14 protein-coding genes are annotated in these 15,012 nt (G+C 33.2%); all 14 read left to right on the top strand.

The annotated features are described in order from the left end of the window. Nucleotides 1-10 precede the first annotated feature (10 nt). The 14 genes from STRUR_RS06075 (at nucleotide 11) to STRUR_RS06010 (ending at nucleotide 14,959) form a co-directional block, all read left to right on the top strand. Nucleotides 11-2,509 (top strand): pneumococcal-type histidine triad protein, encoded by a 2,499-nt coding sequence (locus tag STRUR_RS06075; protein WP_006738982.1) that lies wholly within the window; start codon nucleotides 11-13, stop codon nucleotides 2,507-2,509. Between the two features lie 82 nt (nucleotides 2,510-2,591). Further along, nucleotides 2,592-3,485 (top strand): tRNA pseudouridine(55) synthase TruB, encoded by an 894-nt coding sequence (gene truB / locus STRUR_RS06070; protein ID WP_006739586.1) that lies wholly within the window; start codon nucleotides 2,592-2,594, stop codon nucleotides 3,483-3,485. A gap of 7 nt (nucleotides 3,486-3,492) precedes the next feature. Then, the gene (locus tag STRUR_RS06065; protein WP_006740438.1) at nucleotides 3,493-4,425 is read left to right on the top strand and encodes a bifunctional riboflavin kinase/FAD synthetase; all 933 of its coding nucleotides are present in this window, start codon (nucleotides 3,493-3,495) and stop codon (nucleotides 4,423-4,425) included. Between the two features lie 44 nt (nucleotides 4,426-4,469). After that, nucleotides 4,470-4,874, top strand: a complete 405-nt coding sequence (locus STRUR_RS06060; protein WP_006738916.1) for a Spx/MgsR family RNA polymerase-binding regulatory protein — start codon at nucleotides 4,470-4,472, stop codon at nucleotides 4,872-4,874. Further along, entirely contained in the window at nucleotides 4,874-5,152 is a 279-nt protein-coding gene (locus STRUR_RS06055) for a UPF0223 family protein (protein WP_006738452.1), read from the top strand. Before STRUR_RS06060 ends, STRUR_RS06055 begins: the two co-directional genes overlap by 1 nt. After that, nucleotides 5,142-5,903, top strand: a complete 762-nt coding sequence (locus tag STRUR_RS06050; protein WP_006739634.1) for an inositol monophosphatase family protein — start codon at nucleotides 5,142-5,144, stop codon at nucleotides 5,901-5,903. Before STRUR_RS06055 ends, STRUR_RS06050 begins: the two co-directional genes overlap by 11 nt. Before the next feature lie 67 nt (nucleotides 5,904-5,970). Next, nucleotides 5,971-7,296 carry an RsmF rRNA methyltransferase first C-terminal domain-containing protein gene (locus STRUR_RS06045; RefSeq protein ID WP_006740551.1) on the top strand — a complete coding sequence of 442 codons (1,326 nt, stop codon included), beginning with the start codon at nucleotides 5,971-5,973 and terminating at the stop codon, nucleotides 7,294-7,296. A 138-nt stretch (nucleotides 7,297-7,434) separates the two neighbouring features. Then, a complete protein-coding gene (locus STRUR_RS06040) occupies nucleotides 7,435-8,301 on the top strand; it encodes a phosphate ABC transporter substrate-binding protein PstS family protein (protein ID WP_006738464.1) in 867 nt (288 codons plus the stop codon). Nucleotides 8,302-8,311: 10 nt separating this feature from the next. Continuing rightward, nucleotides 8,312-9,247 carry a phosphate ABC transporter permease subunit PstC gene (gene pstC / locus STRUR_RS06035; protein ID WP_006739049.1) on the top strand — a complete coding sequence of 312 codons (936 nt, stop codon included), beginning with the start codon at nucleotides 8,312-8,314 and terminating at the stop codon, nucleotides 9,245-9,247. Beyond that, complete coding sequence (gene pstA, locus STRUR_RS06030; protein WP_006739946.1) at nucleotides 9,237-10,124, top strand: phosphate ABC transporter permease PstA; 888 nt, start codon at nucleotides 9,237-9,239, stop codon at nucleotides 10,122-10,124. The genes pstC and pstA overlap by 11 nt, the downstream gene beginning before the upstream one ends. Nucleotides 10,125-10,143: 19 nt before the next feature. Beyond that, the gene (pstB, locus tag STRUR_RS06025; protein WP_006740422.1) at nucleotides 10,144-10,947 is read left to right on the top strand and encodes a phosphate ABC transporter ATP-binding protein PstB; all 804 of its coding nucleotides are present in this window, start codon (nucleotides 10,144-10,146) and stop codon (nucleotides 10,945-10,947) included. 15 nt (nucleotides 10,948-10,962) lie between these two features. Next, nucleotides 10,963-11,721 carry a phosphate ABC transporter ATP-binding protein PstB gene (gene pstB, locus STRUR_RS06020; RefSeq protein ID WP_006738781.1) on the top strand — a complete coding sequence of 253 codons (759 nt, stop codon included), beginning with the start codon at nucleotides 10,963-10,965 and terminating at the stop codon, nucleotides 11,719-11,721. A 37-nt stretch (nucleotides 11,722-11,758) separates the two neighbouring features. Further along, a complete protein-coding gene (phoU, locus tag STRUR_RS06015) occupies nucleotides 11,759-12,412 on the top strand; it encodes a phosphate signaling complex protein PhoU (protein WP_006739252.1) in 654 nt (217 codons plus the stop codon). A 9-nt stretch (nucleotides 12,413-12,421) separates the two neighbouring features. Beyond that, nucleotides 12,422-14,959, top strand: coding sequence for a M1 family metallopeptidase (locus STRUR_RS06010; RefSeq protein ID WP_006738772.1), 2,538 nt, complete (start codon nucleotides 12,422-12,424; stop codon nucleotides 14,957-14,959). The last annotated feature ends 53 nt before the right edge of the window (nucleotides 14,960-15,012 follow it).

Genomic DNA, 15,012 nt, shown 5'->3' with positions numbered 1-15,012 from the left:
AGGAGCACTCATGAAAAAGAAATATATCTTTATTAGTTCAGCAGTTGGCATTTTATTAGCTGCTAATATTGGAACATATGCTTTAGGAAAATATTCTGGTCAAAAAGAAGCCAGTGAAAATCAAGTTGCTTATGTTCCTAATAAAGGAAAAAAAATAAAGACAACTCATAAAAATCAGAAAACACCTGATCAAATTAGTTCAGAAGAAGGTATTACTGCAGAACAAATTGTTGTCAAAATAACGGACCAAGGTTATGTGACCTCTCATGGAGACCACTTCCATTTCTACAATGGTAAAGTACCTTACAATGCCCTTATTAGTGAGGAATTGATTATAAAAGATCCAAATTATGTCTTTAATAAATCAGATGTCATCAATGCAGTTAAAGATGGTTATATCATCAAAGTTAAGGGACAATATTATCTTTACTTAAAACCAGGTAGTAAACGTGAAAATATCAGAACTAAAGCTCAAATTGCAGAACAAGCTGAAAAAGGTGCCAAAGAGGCAAAGGCTAATAAGCATGGACATGGTGGGCATCATTTAAGTAAATCTCAAGAAAAAGCAGTCCAAAAAGCCAAGAGTCAAGGTAGGTATACTACAGATGATGGTTATATCTTTAATCCAACAGATGTCATTGACGACATGGGAGATGCTTTTTTAGTACCGCATGGCAATCACTTCCATTATATTCCCAAAAAAGACCTTTCTCCAAGAGAATTATCTGAAGCGCAAGCCTATTGGAACAGTAAAAAAGGAAATAAGACAACTGTTGTAGCCAATTCTAATAAAGGTATTGGCAGACACCATAATCCGGCTCAATATAATGAAGCTAGCGGAAATTATTATGGTTTTAGACCAAATAAAGGTCATGTCATTACAAATCCTTTTGAAAATCGTAAACAACATCATGATAACAATGACATACGGACAACTTTCCCAGCACCTAGTAATGCTGAATATAAAGCTTTATTGAATAAACTGTATAAGCTTCCTAAATCAAAGCGTCACGTTGAAGAAGATGGACTCGTTTTTGATCCAGAAAAAGTCACAAGAGCAAATGATTTTGGCTATGTCATGCCCCATGGTGATCACTATCATATTATTCCTCGTAATCAATTATCTGATTTAGAAAAGATGTTGGCTGATATTCATCTTTATGGTAAAAGTAATATTACTATTAAAGAAGAAAAATCTCCTAAATCAAGTACCGTTACACATCAATTTATGGGGAAAACGATTCAAGCTTATGGCAAAGGTTTAGATGGGAAACCATATGATACAAATGATGGTTACGTTTTTTCACCAGAGTCAATTGTTGAAGTTGATCAAAATGGTGTCACAGCAAAACATGATACTCATTTCCATTACTTTGGATTTGGTGAATTAGAACAAGATGAGTTGAAAGCAGTTGAAAAATGGATTGCATCACACGATATCTCAATTGATAAAGAAAAATTAACTAAACAAAGTAAGACTGTATTTGATCCACATAAAGTACTTTCAAAAGAAATGAAATCAGGAAAAGTGGGTTACACAATGTTAGTTGATGGTAAATCAGTATTCTATGCAAGAGAGCAACTCGATTTAACTCAAATCGCATTTGCTGAACAAGAATTAATGTTAAAAGATAAAACAAACTATAAATATGATATTGTGGATAATGATATCAAACCTGCAGCACTTGTATCTGTAACTAGTCTTCCAATGCATGCTGGAAATGCCTCTTATGATACAGGGAGTTCCTTTGTTATTCCACATATTGATCATATTCATGTTTTGCCTTATTCTTGGTTAACAGATAAACAAATTGCTACGATAAAATATGTTATGCAACATCCTGAAGCAAGACCTGATATTTGGTCAAATCCAGGTCATGAACAAGTCGATGTTGTCATAATGAATGCCACTCCAGAAAATAAACGTCAAGGTTTGAAGAATTGGCAAATTATCCATACGGCAGATGAAGTGAAAAAAGCAATGTCAGAGGGTCGTTTTACTACAAATGATGGATATATTTTCAGTGCAGAAGATCTATTAGATCCTTCTACCATTAAATGGAAAGATGGTTCTTATACAATTCCTAAATTCACTATTGAAAAACGTCTTTCCATTTCTATGAATGATTTATCAGAAGCTGAACGTCAAGAAGTTGAAAAAGTTATGACACAAACGCCAAAAGAGAATAGTTCTATAAGTGATGATTCAAAAAAATCAGAATCTAATTCTAATATTGAAGAAAATAATGATAAGGTAAATGATAAAAATAATAGTGAAGAATCCGCATCAAATAAAGAAGAAAAACCTGCTTTAATTGATTCTATTCCAACCTATGGTTTAGATAAACCTACTTTGCAAGCTCATTTAAATGAATTAGCTAAAAAATACAATATCTCACTAGAGAAAGTCATTTATAATGATGATTCCTTAACTTTCTATGATACTGAAGGTAATATGATTACTTATGATATTGCAAAAATGCAAGAATTATCAAAAACAGCATTATAAGGGTAATAGCACTAGCAAAAAAGCTAGTGCTTTTAATATTAAAATATTTTTAAGACACAAAGGATGTGATATAATAGCAATTATGATTAATGGGATAATAAATTTGAAAAAAGAAGTTGGAATGACTTCTCATGATGCTGTTTTTCAATTACGAAAAATACTTAAAGAAAAAAAGATTGGTCATGGTGGAACTCTTGATCCAGATGTTGAAGGAGTTTTACCTATTGCAGTAGGTAAAGCAACTCGTGTCATTGAATTTATGACTGAGGCTGGAAAAGCTTATGAAGGACAAATAACATTAGGTTATTCAACTAGCACTGAAGATGTTAGTGGTGATATTATTGAGCAAAAATTTGTCAGTCCTGAGATGATTGATGAATCTAAGATTGATCATGCAATGACATCATTTATTGGCGACATTACACAAGTCCCTCCTATGTATTCTGCGGTCAAAGTTAATGGAAAAAAATTGTATGAATATGCGCGTGAAGGAATTGAGATTGAAAGACCTAGTCGTCAAGTTAGGATATTTGACTTTAAACGCACAAGTGGTTTAGAATTTGATGAGGAAACAAAAACTTGTCGATTTTCATTTTCAGTTAAATGTAGCAAGGGAACTTATATTAGAACGCTTTCTGTTGATTTAGGACGAAAATGTGGCTTCCCAAGTCATATGTCAAAACTCATTAGAACAGAGTCTGCAGGACTTACTTTAGATTCGGCATTAACATTAGAGAATGTAAAAAAATATGTCGAAGATAAAGATTATTCTTTTTTGTTACCAATAGAGTATGGTGTATCTGATTTGGAGAAAGTTCAGTTGACTGATGAGCAAGTAACTGAAATTAGTTTTGGTAGAACTATTAGACTGGCATCAAATCAACCTGTGTTAGCAGCATTTTCAGATGAAAAACTAATTGCAATTTTAACGTTGAGACAAGAAAATTTTTATAAGCCAAAAAAAGTTTTAATTTGAGGAAATAATGGAAATAATTCAATTTAATAATCACATAAAAGCAATCGATAATGCTGAAACTACTTTAGTTTTAGGATACTTTGATGCTCTTCACCTTGGTCATAAAGCCCTGTTTGATAAAGCAAAGGAAATTTCAAAAAAAGAAAATTTACCAATCATTACCTTAACATTTAATGAATCACCTAAATTAGCATTTGCTAAGTATACCCCTGATTTATTACTTCATATAACTTATCCGGAAAAAAGATATGAAAAATTTAAAGAGTATGGTGTTGATAAATTATATTTGACAGATTTCACGACGCAATTTTCTTTGACATCATCTGATGATTTTATCTCACAATATATTAAGAGATTGAATGCTAAATATGTTATTGTTGGATTTGATTACAAATTTGGTCATAATAGAACGGACTCAGATTACTTGGCTAGAAATTTTGACGGTCAAGTTATTACAATTGACGAAGTTCAGTTTGCAGGTCATAAAATAAGTTCAACTCGAATTAGACAATTATTATTAGAAGGAAATGTGCTAGAAGCCAATCAATTACTTGGTTATCAGTATGAAACAAGAGGCTTGGTTGTTCATGGGGATGCACGAGGAAGAACGATTGGTTTTCCAACAGCTAATTTAGCACCAATAGATAGAACTTATATTCCAGGTGACGGTGTTTATGTAACAGATGTCATTATAAATGGAGAACGCTATCGTTCAATGACAAGTGTTGGCAAAAATGTGACTTTTGGCGGAAAAGAATTGAGGCTAGAAGCGAACATTTTTGATTTTTCAGGTGACATTTATGGAGAATCCATCACAATCATTTGGCTAGAAAAAATCAGAGATATGGTTAAGTTTGCTGGTATTGAGGATTTAGTGACGCAACTTGAAGCTGATAAAAAAATCGCACAAAGTTGGGAAAAAGATAGCCAAATAGATTAAATTTTTATATAATAAGGACAATAAGTTTTTTTAGAGGAAAAAGAATGATTACCTTATTTTTATCACCGAGCTGTACAAGTTGCCGTAAAGCACGGTCTTGGCTATTAAATTATGAAGTTGATTTTGAAGAACATAATATTATTACAAGTCCACTTTCACAAGACGAATTAATGTCTATTTTATCGTTTACAGAAAATGGAACAGAAGATATTATTTCGACACGTTCAAAAGTCTTTCAAAAATTAGCTATAGACGTTGAAGAGTTGACAATATCTGATTTAATTCAATTAATAGCTGATAATCCTAGTCTATTACGTCGTCCAATCATTATGGATGATAAGAGGATGCAAATTGGTTTTAACGAGGATGAAATTAGGGCTTTCCTTTCTAGAGATTATCGTAAACAAGAATTACGTCAGGCTACTATTAGAGCGGAGATTGAAGGGTAATGTCACAAAAATATAGTTATCCGCTTGATTTAACTTGGAGCACTGAAGAAATATCATCAGTGCTTTATTTTTTGAATCAAGTTGAAAAAGCCTATGAAACAAAGGTTAAAGCTCAAGATATCTTGAAGGCTTACAATACTTATAAAAGTATTGTTAAGAGTAAGGCTCAAGAAAAACAAATCGATCGGGATTTTGAAAAAGTCAGCGGTTACTCAACTTATCACGTTGTCAAGGCTGCAAAAGAAAAAAGGGAAGGATTTATTTCTCTTGATAAATAAATTTAACTTTGCAAAAGAAGTGATTAGAGAAGCTGGTTCTTATATCAAGTCACAGATGTTTAATCAAGTTTCAATTGAAGAAAAGAGTCATTTTTCTGATTTGGTTACAGATATTGATAAATCAACACAAGACCTTATTATTGAAAAACTAAAAAACCATTACCCTAATGATCACATTATGGCAGAAGAAAATGATTGTTTTCATCCTATTTCTGATGGTAATGTATGGGTAATTGATCCAATTGATGGTACTGTAAATTTTATTGTCCAAAAAGAAAATTTCGCTGTCATGATTGCTTATTTTGAAAATGGTGTAGGTCAATTTGGACTTATATATGATGTTATGGAAGATACGCTTTATAGTGGGGGTGGTCAATTTAATGTCTATGCAAATGACAAATTACTTCCAAATTATCAAGATAAACCATTAAATAGGACCTTGATAGGGACAAATGCCTTAATGTTTGCTGAAAATGCTTATGGTATAAAAGATCTGGCTAATAAAACGTTAGGGATTCGTGTTTATGGTGGCTCTGGAATTTCAATGACATCAGTTATGAAAGGACATCTTCTAGCTTACTTTTCATACATCCAACCATGGGATTATGCAGCAGCTTTAATCATGGGTGAAAAACTTGGTTATACATTGATTGGTATAGATGGTAGCCCTTTAACATTTTGTGAAAGGCAAAAGATCATGTTTGTTCCGACATCAAAAATAGACTTCATACAAAAATATATTCATTTATAAAGCTTATTTCTAAAAGAAATAGGCTTTTTCAAGGTTCAAAACAAAAAATATATAGTATAATAGAGATATGTTGTTTCCAGAAGAATTCACTGAAAAATACAGTAATATATTAGCTAAAGAGGCGCCAGCTTTTTTTCAAAGTTTTGATCAAGAGCCAGTGTCTGCTTTTCGTGTTAATCCTTTAAAAAAAGTGCAAAAAACATTTGATAATCCCATACATAATACGAGATGGGGTTATTATGGGAAAATTAGTGGGAAGTCACCAGAACATGCAACTGGCTTAGTATATTCACAAGAACCTGCGGCACAGATGGTCGTTCAAGTAGCTTCACCACAAAAAAATATGAAGATACTAGATTTAGCTGCTGCACCAGGTGGAAAATCAACCCATTTGTTATCCTATCTTGAAAATACGGGACTATTAGTTTCAAATGAAATTTCAACAAAACGCTCTAAAGTTCTTGTTGAGAATATTGAGCGGTTTGGAGCTAGAAATGTTGTTGTTACTAATGAAAGTGCAGCTAATCTTTCTAGAGTTTTTAACGATTATTTTGATTTAATTGTGTTTGATGGCCCATGTTCTGGAGAAGGGATGTTTCGTAAAGATCCAAATGCCATTTCTTATTGGAGTGAACAATATCCAACTGAGTGTTCATTGTTACAAAAAGACATTTTAAAAGATACCTTAAAAATGCTAAAACCTGGAGGAAAATTAGTATATTCAACTTGTACCTGGTCCCTTGAAGAAAATGAAGATGTGGTCAATTGGTTGTTAGAGAACTATCCTTATCTTGAGGTAATGAATGTTAAAAAGCTAAATGGAATGGTTTCAGGGATAGAGCTAGAAGAAGTGGCACGGATGTACCCTCATCATTTTCGTGGCGAAGGTCAGTTTGTAGCAGTATTAAGAGATAATCGTCCCATATCCGACGCAAGAATAACTTTAAAAAATAAAAAAAATAGTCAAAATAACTTAAAAAAAGATCAAGCGAAGTTATGGCAGGCTTTTCAAAAGGAATCACTTTCGATAACTCTAGAAGGTCAATTTGATGTTTTTGGGCAAGAACTTTACCTTGTGCCTAAAGGACTCCCAGATATGAGTCGCTTAAAAATTGCTAGAAATGGATTACATCTTGGAACATTTAAGAAAAATCGATTCGAGCCCTCATTTGCTTTAGGGTTAGCTTTAACAACAGATGATGTAGTACAGTTTATTGAAATTGATATAGAACAGTATAAAGATTATGTTCAAGGTCGCACCATAACCTTATCTAAAACATATAGTAATGGATGGTATCAAGTGACTGTAAATGGTAATGGATTAGGATTTGCAAAGGTTGTTGGAAATGTATTGAAGAATTATTATCCTAAAGGATTACGTTTTCAAGCTTAATCTGTTATTGAACAATTTTTAAAGTTTAAAAGTGAAAATATGCTTTAAAAGAGCTTTATGATATGTTACTATTTCAATATGGGAATTAAAAATTCTCATTATTAATTTTTACGTTTAAAAATGAATAGGAAAATAAAAATGAAACTCAAGAAACGTTTTTTGGTATTAGCATTAGCCACATTTGCAGCGGTTAGTTTATCAGCTTGTTCTAAGTGGATTGATAAAGGTGAAACGATAACCTCTGTTGGCTCAACAGCACTTCAACCTCTGGTAGAAGCAGCAGCTGATGAATTTGGGCATAATCATATTGGTAAGTCCATTAATGTTCAAGGTGGTGGGTCAGGTACTGGTCTTTCACAAATTCAGTCTGGAGCCGTTCAAATTGGGAATAGTGATCTTTTTGCTGAAGAAAAAGACGGAATAGATGCCTCAAAATTAGTTGATCATCAAGTTGCAGTTGCTGGGATGGCAATCATTGTTAATAAAAAAGTTGATGTGAATAATATAACGACTGATCAACTTCGTAAAATTTTTACTGGTGAATACACTAATTGGAAACAATTAGGTGGAAAAGATATTGATATCACAGTGATTAATAGAGCTGCTAGTTCTGGTTCACGTGCGACTTTTGATGCAGTCGTTATGGACGGAAAAAATGCTAAGCAAAGTCAAGAACAAGATTCAAATGGAATGGTAAAATCAATTGTTTCTCAAACACCAGGAGCAATTTCTTACTTAGCCTTTGCTTATGTTGATTCCAGTGTGAAAACACCAAAATTGAATGGTTTTAAGCCAACTTCAAAAAATGTAACAACAAATGATTGGCCAATTTGGTCTTATGAACATATGTACACGAAAGGCCAACCAAAAGGGTTAACTAAAGAATTTTTAACATTCATGGAATCAGATGAAGTTCAAACGAAAATTGTCCATAATATGGGATATATTTCAATCAATGATATGAAAGTTAAAAAATCAGCTGATGGAAAAGTGTCAGCAAAGTAGAGAGGGAATTATGAAAAATCAAGATTTAGCTAAAGAATTAGCTTCACCTTCTAAAAATTCAAGATTAGAAACATTTGGTCGTACCATAACTTTTCTTTGTTTAGGTTTAATCGTGTTTATTGTTGCAATGATTTTAATTTTTGTCGCACAAAAAGGGTTATCTACTTTCTTTGTTGATAAAATTAATATTTTTGATTTTCTGTTTGGAAAAGAGTGGCAACCAAGTGTTAAAGGTTCAAATGGAAAACCAATGCTTGGTGCACTACCAATGATCACAGGCTCATTCATTGTTACTATATTATCAGCTTTAATCGCAACACCTTTTGCAATAGGAGCAGCAGTGTTTATGACAGAAATTTCACCTAAATATGGTGCCAAAATTCTACAACCAGCAGTTGAACTTCTGGTTGGTATACCTTCTGTTGTTTATGGATTTATTGGTTTGCAAGTCATAGTACCATTGGTGAGGTCTATTTTTGGTGGTACAGGATTTGGTATTTTATCAGGGGTCTGTGTTTTATTTGTCATGATACTTCCGACAGTTACTTTTATGACAACAGATAGTTTGAGAGCAGTTCCAAGACACTATCGTGAGGCTAGTTTAGCAATGGGAGCTACAAGATGGCAAACTATTTGGCGTGTTATCTTAAATGCTGCAAGACCTGGAATTTTTACTGCCATCATTTTTGGTATGGCTCGTGCTTTTGGTGAAGCACTTGCTATTCAAATGGTTGTCGGTAACTCTGCAGTCATGCCAACGTCTTTGACAACGCCAGCAGCAACTCTAACGTCTGTTTTGACCATGGGTATTGGTAATACTGTTATGGGAACTGTTCAAAATAATGTTCTTTGGTCTTTAGCCTTGGTTCTATTATTAATGAGTTTAGCCTTTAATTCACTTGTTAAATTAATTACGAAAGAGAGAAAGAGAAATTATGAACGCTAAAAAAATGGATAAATTAGCAACTGGTCTGCTTTATACAATTGCAGCTATCATCGTTGCTATCTTAGCTTCTCTTATCCTTTATATTCTTGTGAGAGGTTTGCCTCATATTAGTTGGCATTTTTTAACTGGACAATCATCTTCTTATGAAGCAGGTGGAGGAATTGGAATTCAGCTTTACAATTCATTCTTCCTTCTAGTAATTACCCTCATTATTTCAATTCCACTTTCTTTAGGTGCTGGTGTTTATTTATCTGAGTATGCTAAAAAAGGTCGACTTACTGATTTTATAAGAACCTGTATTGAAATTTTGTCATCCCTTCCTTCAGTTGTTGTCGGACTATTTGGTTATCTTATTTTTGTTGTCCAATTTCAATATGGATTTTCAATCATTTCTGGTGCATTAGCCCTAACCGTATTTAATCTGCCACAAATGACAAGAAACGTAGAAGACAGTTTAAGAAATGTTCATCATACACAACGTGAAGCTGGTTTAGCTCTTGGAATTTCAAGATGGGAAACTGTTTTACATGTCGTTATCCCAGAAGCCTTGCCTGGAATTGTTACAGGTATTGTACTGGCATCAGGTCGTATTTTTGGTGAAGCAGCTGCCTTAATCTACACTGCAGGACAATCAGCTCCTGCGCTTGATTGGTCAAACTGGAACCCATTAAGTGTCACAAGTCCAATTTCAATTTTCCGTCAATCTGAAACATTAGCTGTTCATATTTGGAAGGTTAACAGTGAAGGAACAATTCCTGATGGAACATTAGTTTCAGCCGGAAGTGCAGCTGTTTTATTAATTTTTATATTAATTTTCAACTTATCAGCTCGATTTATTGGAAAACAAATTCACTCTAAAATGACGGCTGCAAAGTAATCTAGGAGATAATTTACTCATGACAGAATATAACTGGAACGAAAGGCATATCCTTACTTTTCCTGACGATAACATAGCTTTAGCTACAAAAGATTTACATGTTTATTATGGTGGTAAAGAAGCTATCAAAGGAATCGATATGCAGTTTGAAAAAAATAAAATTACTGCTTTAATTGGACCATCAGGTTGTGGTAAGTCAACCTATTTACGAAGTCTAAACCGCATGAATGACACCATTGATATTGCTAATGTTACTGGTCAAATTTTATATGAAGGAATTGATGTTAATAGCAAAGATATGAATGTTTATGAGATTCGTAAACATATCGGTATGGTATTTCAAAGACCAAATCCATTTGCTAAGTCAATCTATCGTAATATTACTTTTGCATATGAAAGAGCTGGTATCAAAGATAAAAAAGTCTTGGATGAGATTGTTGAAACTTCTTTAAAACAAGCTGCTCTTTGGGAACAGGTCAAAGACGATTTGCACAAATCTGCATTCACTTTATCAGGTGGTCAACAACAACGTCTTTGTATTGCTAGAGCTATTGCAGTTAAACCTGATATTCTTCTTATGGATGAGCCTGCTTCAGCCTTAGACCCAATTGCAACAATGCAACTCGAAGAAACGATGTTTGAACTTAAAAAGAACTATACCATTATTATTGTAACGCATAACATGCAACAAGCAGCTCGTGCAAGTGATTATACTGCCTTTTTCTATTTAGGCGATTTAATTGAATACGATAAAACTAAAAATGTTTTCCAAAATGCACGTTGTCAAACAACAAATGACTATGTCTCTGGACATTTTGGTTAGAAAGGAAAATCATTCATGTCAGAACCTATTCTAAAAGTAAATGATTTATCTGTTTACTATAACAAGAAGAAAGTCCTTAATAAGGTTTCTGTAGATTTTATTGAAAATGAAATAACGGCTTTAATTGGACCTTCAGGATCAGGTAAATCAACGCTTTTACGTTCTATTAACCGTATGAACGATTTAAATCCTGAAGTAACAACGACTGGTTCCATTGTTTATAATGGTCATAATATATATAGTCCTAGAACAGATACTGTTGATCTTAGAAAAGAAATTGGAATGGTTTTTCAACAACCAAATCCTTTTCCAATGACCATTTATGAAAATGTTGTTTATGGCTTAAGATTAAAAGGCATTAATGATAAAAAAGTATTAGATGAGGCAGTAGAGTCATCTTTGATTGGTGCATCAATTTGGGATGAAGTTAAAGATCGACTTCATGACTCAGCATTAGGTTTGTCAGGTGGACAGCAGCAACGTGTTTGTATTGCTCGTGTTCTTGCTACCAGTCCAAAAATTATTTTACTAGATGAACCGACATCGGCACTTGATCCTATTTCTGCAGGAAAAATTGAAGATACCTTATTTACCTTGAAAAAAGATTATACGATGGTTGTCGTGACAAGATCAATGCAACAAGCTTCACGTATTTCTGATAAAACAGGCTTCTTCTTAGGTGGCGATTTGTTAGAATTTGGCAATACGAAATCAATGTTTATGAACCCTAAACGAAAAGAAACAGAAGACTATATTTCTGGTAAGTTTGGTTAAAAATTAAAAAGTATTTTGAAAGAAAGAGATACCTAATATGTTAAGAACAAAATTTGAAGAAGAATTGGATAAATTGCATAATCAATTTTATTCAATGGGTACAGAAGTCCTTGGCCAGATTAATCGTTCAGTTCGAGCTTTTGTTAGCCATGACAGAGATTTAGCCAAAAATGTTATTGAAAACGATGAAGTTATTAATACTGACGAAACTAAACTTGAAAAAAAATCACTAGAAATTATCGCACTGCAACAACCGGTATCAATTGATTTACGAAAAGTTATTACTGTTTTGAAAGCTTCAAGTGATGTTGAAAGAATGGGAGACCATGCTGCTTCAATAGCAAAAGCTACCATTCGTATGAAAGGTGAAGAAAGAATCCCTGTTGTTGAAGAAAAAATCAATGAAATGGGTAAAGCAGTAAAAGTCATGGTAGAAGATGCTTTAAATGTCTATATCACAGCAGATGTTGACAAAGCTTATGAAATTGCAGCTTCTGATGAAATTATTGATAATTACTTTAGGGATATTCAAAATTTAGCAGTAGAAGAAATTCGAAAAACACCAGATGCAGCTTTTGCTGGTAAAGAATACTTCCAAGTTTTAATGTTTTTAGAACGAATTGGTGATTATGCTAAAAATATATGTGAATGGGTAGTTTACTTAAAAACCGGAAAAATCATCGAATTATAAAGGAGTTTTATGAAATCTGTAGAACATTATGTCCAAAAATTTGTACCTGAAAATTACAATATCTTCTTGGATATTAATCGTGAAACAAAATCTTTTTTAGGTAATGTTGCTATTAATGGAGAAGCATTGGATTATCATATTTCACTTCACCAAAAAGACTTGATAGTTACTTCTATATTGCTTGATAACGAAGAACTACAATTTTCAGTAGATGATGAAAATGATTCAATCCACGTTGATTTACCTGATACGGGCATGATGACGCTTGTTATTGAATTCTCTGGTCATATTACTGATAATATGACTGGGATTTATCCTTCTTACTATCAAATTGATGGACAACGAAAAGAAATTATTTCAACACAGTTTGAAAGTCATTTTGCCCGTGAAGCTTTTCCATGTATTGATGAGCCTGAAGCTAAAGCAACATTTGATTTAAGTCTAAAATTTGATCAAAAAGAAGGTGAAGTTTGTCTTTCTAATATGCCTGAAAGTAATGTTTCACTTCGTGAAGAAACGGGTCTTTGGACGTTTGAAACGACTCCACGAATGTCTTCTTACCTTTTGGCCTTTGCTTTTGGAGAATTACACGGTAAAGTAGCTAAAACAAAAAACGGAACTAGTGTTGGTGTATATGCAACAACATCACATCCATTGACTTCAGTTGATTTCTCACTTGACATCGCTGTCAGAGTTATTGATTTTTACGAAAATTATTTTGGGGTCAAATACCCTATTCCACATTCTTTCCATGTCGGTTTACCAGATTTTTCTGCTGGAGCTATGGAGAATTGGGGATTGATCACCTATAGAGAAATCTATTTATTAGTTGACAAAAATTCGACAGTATCAAGTCGTCAACAAGTAGCATTAGTTGTAGCACATGAAATTGCGCATCAATGGTTCGGTAACTTAGTTACAATGAAATGGTGGGATGATCTATGGTTAAACGAAAGTTTTGCCAATATGATGGAATATGTTTCTGTAGATGCTATTGAACCTGATTGGAATATCTTTGAAGATTTCCAAACGAGTGGTGTACCATTAGCATTAAAACGTGATGCTACTGATGGTGTTCAATCTGTACATGTTACTGTTAACCATCCTGATGAAATCAATACTTTATTTGACCCTGCTATCGTATATGCCAAAGGTAGTCGTTTAATGCATATGTTAAGACGTTGGCTTGGTGATAAAGACTTTGCAGCTGGCTTAAAAGTGTATTTTGAACGTCATCAGTACCATAATACTATTGGACAAGACTTATGGCGTGCCTTAAGTGAAACTTCAGGAAAAGACGTTTCAAGCTTTATGGATGCATGGTTAGAACAACCTGGTTATCCAGTTGTTACAGCTGAAGTGGTTGACAATAATCTTGTTATTAGTCAAGAACAGTTCTTTATTGGAGAAGGTGAAAATAAAGACAGAGTTTGGCCAATTCCATTAAATGCAACATGGGAAGAAATTCCTGAAACATTGAACCAAAAAGAAATCATTATTCCAAATTTTGATCAATTATTAAAAAAGTATAAAGGTGCTTTACGTTTCAATACTGAAAATACAGCGCACTTTATTTCTAATTATAAAGGGCCATTGTTCCTTGAAATTCTGAAAGAATTTTCTCAACTTGACAAAACATCTAAAGCACAAGTCTTACAAGAAAGAAGACTCCTTTCAGAGAGTGGTAGAGAAGTTTATGCGGATCTAATACCTGTCGTTGCAGAATTAACTGAAGCTAAATCTTATTTGGAAGCATCAGCTATTAGTCAAATTATTTCAGCACTGAAAGATTTCGTTGATGACGGTTCGGCAGAAGAACAGTCGTTGAAACATATCGTTAATGCTATTTTCTTATCTGATCTTAAGAGATTAGGATTTGAAAAACATGCCGATGAATCTGATGAAGATGAAATGATTCGTCGGATTATGTTATCGCAACTCTTATTTACAGATCATCTGGAAACCAGCCAGTTTCTTGATAACATCTATACAGAGTATCAAAATTCATTTAATGAGATTCCTGCTGCTCTTAGACGGTTTGTATTGATTAATCAAATCAAACATCATGAAAGTGATGCATTAATTCAAACTTATTTTGAAAACTATGTTAATACAAAAGACAATAATATTAGAATTGATATCACAATGGCTTTAGCTTATACGAAATCACATGAAACTATCAGTCGTATTTTAGTTAGCTTGAAGGATAAAGATATTATTAAACCTCAAGATTTGTCTTCTTGGTATAATGCATTATTAAGTCATGATTTTACTCAAGATTATGTTTGGGATTGGGCACGAACTAATTGGGAATGGATTAAAGATTCACTTGGAGGAGATATGAGTTTTGATAAATTTGTCATTTATCCAGCTTCACATTTCAAAACAAAAGTGAGATTAACAGAATTTAAAGACTTCTTCCAACCTCAATTAGATGATATGGCTATCAGTAGAAATATCGTTATGGGAATCAATGAAATTACTGCAAAACTTAAACTCATGAACCAGCAAAAAGATACTGTGGAGTATTCTCTTAGACAATATTAAGAAAAAAACTACTAGGCATGCCTAGTAGTTTTTTAGGTTAAGTTAAGGTAAAT

Origin of the sequence: Streptococcus urinalis 2285-97 (genome assembly GCF_000188055.2) — a bacterium.
GTDB classification, from domain to species: domain Bacteria; phylum Bacillota; class Bacilli; order Lactobacillales; family Streptococcaceae; genus Streptococcus; species Streptococcus urinalis.
This window is presented reverse-complemented; position numbering and strand designations above follow the sequence as displayed.

What these genes read in the sequence shown, in the direction of transcription:
- STRUR_RS06060 (WP_006738916.1), top strand. Translation starts at nt 4,470, where the DNA reads ATGATTACCTTATTTTTATCACCGAGCTGTACAAGTTGCCGTAAAGCA.
- STRUR_RS06055 (WP_006738452.1), top strand. Translation starts at nt 4,874, where the DNA reads ATGTCACAAAAATATAGTTATCCGCTTGATTTAACTTGGAGCACTGAA.
- STRUR_RS06040 (WP_006738464.1), top strand. Translation starts at nt 7,435, where the DNA reads ATGAAACTCAAGAAACGTTTTTTGGTATTAGCATTAGCCACATTTGCA.
- STRUR_RS06075 (WP_006738982.1), top strand. Translation starts at nt 11, where the DNA reads ATGAAAAAGAAATATATCTTTATTAGTTCAGCAGTTGGCATTTTATTA.
- phoU (WP_006739252.1), top strand. Translation starts at nt 11,759, where the DNA reads ATGTTAAGAACAAAATTTGAAGAAGAATTGGATAAATTGCATAATCAA.
- pstB (WP_006740422.1), top strand. Translation starts at nt 10,144, where the DNA reads ATGACAGAATATAACTGGAACGAAAGGCATATCCTTACTTTTCCTGAC.
- STRUR_RS06045 (WP_006740551.1), top strand. Translation starts at nt 5,971, where the DNA reads ATGTTGTTTCCAGAAGAATTCACTGAAAAATACAGTAATATATTAGCT.
- pstC (WP_006739049.1), top strand. Translation starts at nt 8,312, where the DNA reads ATGAAAAATCAAGATTTAGCTAAAGAATTAGCTTCACCTTCTAAAAAT.
- pstB (WP_006738781.1), top strand. Translation starts at nt 10,963, where the DNA reads ATGTCAGAACCTATTCTAAAAGTAAATGATTTATCTGTTTACTATAAC.
- STRUR_RS06065 (WP_006740438.1), top strand. Translation starts at nt 3,493, where the DNA reads ATGGAAATAATTCAATTTAATAATCACATAAAAGCAATCGATAATGCT.
- truB (WP_006739586.1), top strand. Translation starts at nt 2,592, where the DNA reads ATGATTAATGGGATAATAAATTTGAAAAAAGAAGTTGGAATGACTTCT.
- pstA (WP_006739946.1), top strand. Translation starts at nt 9,237, where the DNA reads ATGAACGCTAAAAAAATGGATAAATTAGCAACTGGTCTGCTTTATACA.
- STRUR_RS06010 (WP_006738772.1), top strand. Translation starts at nt 12,422, where the DNA reads ATGAAATCTGTAGAACATTATGTCCAAAAATTTGTACCTGAAAATTAC.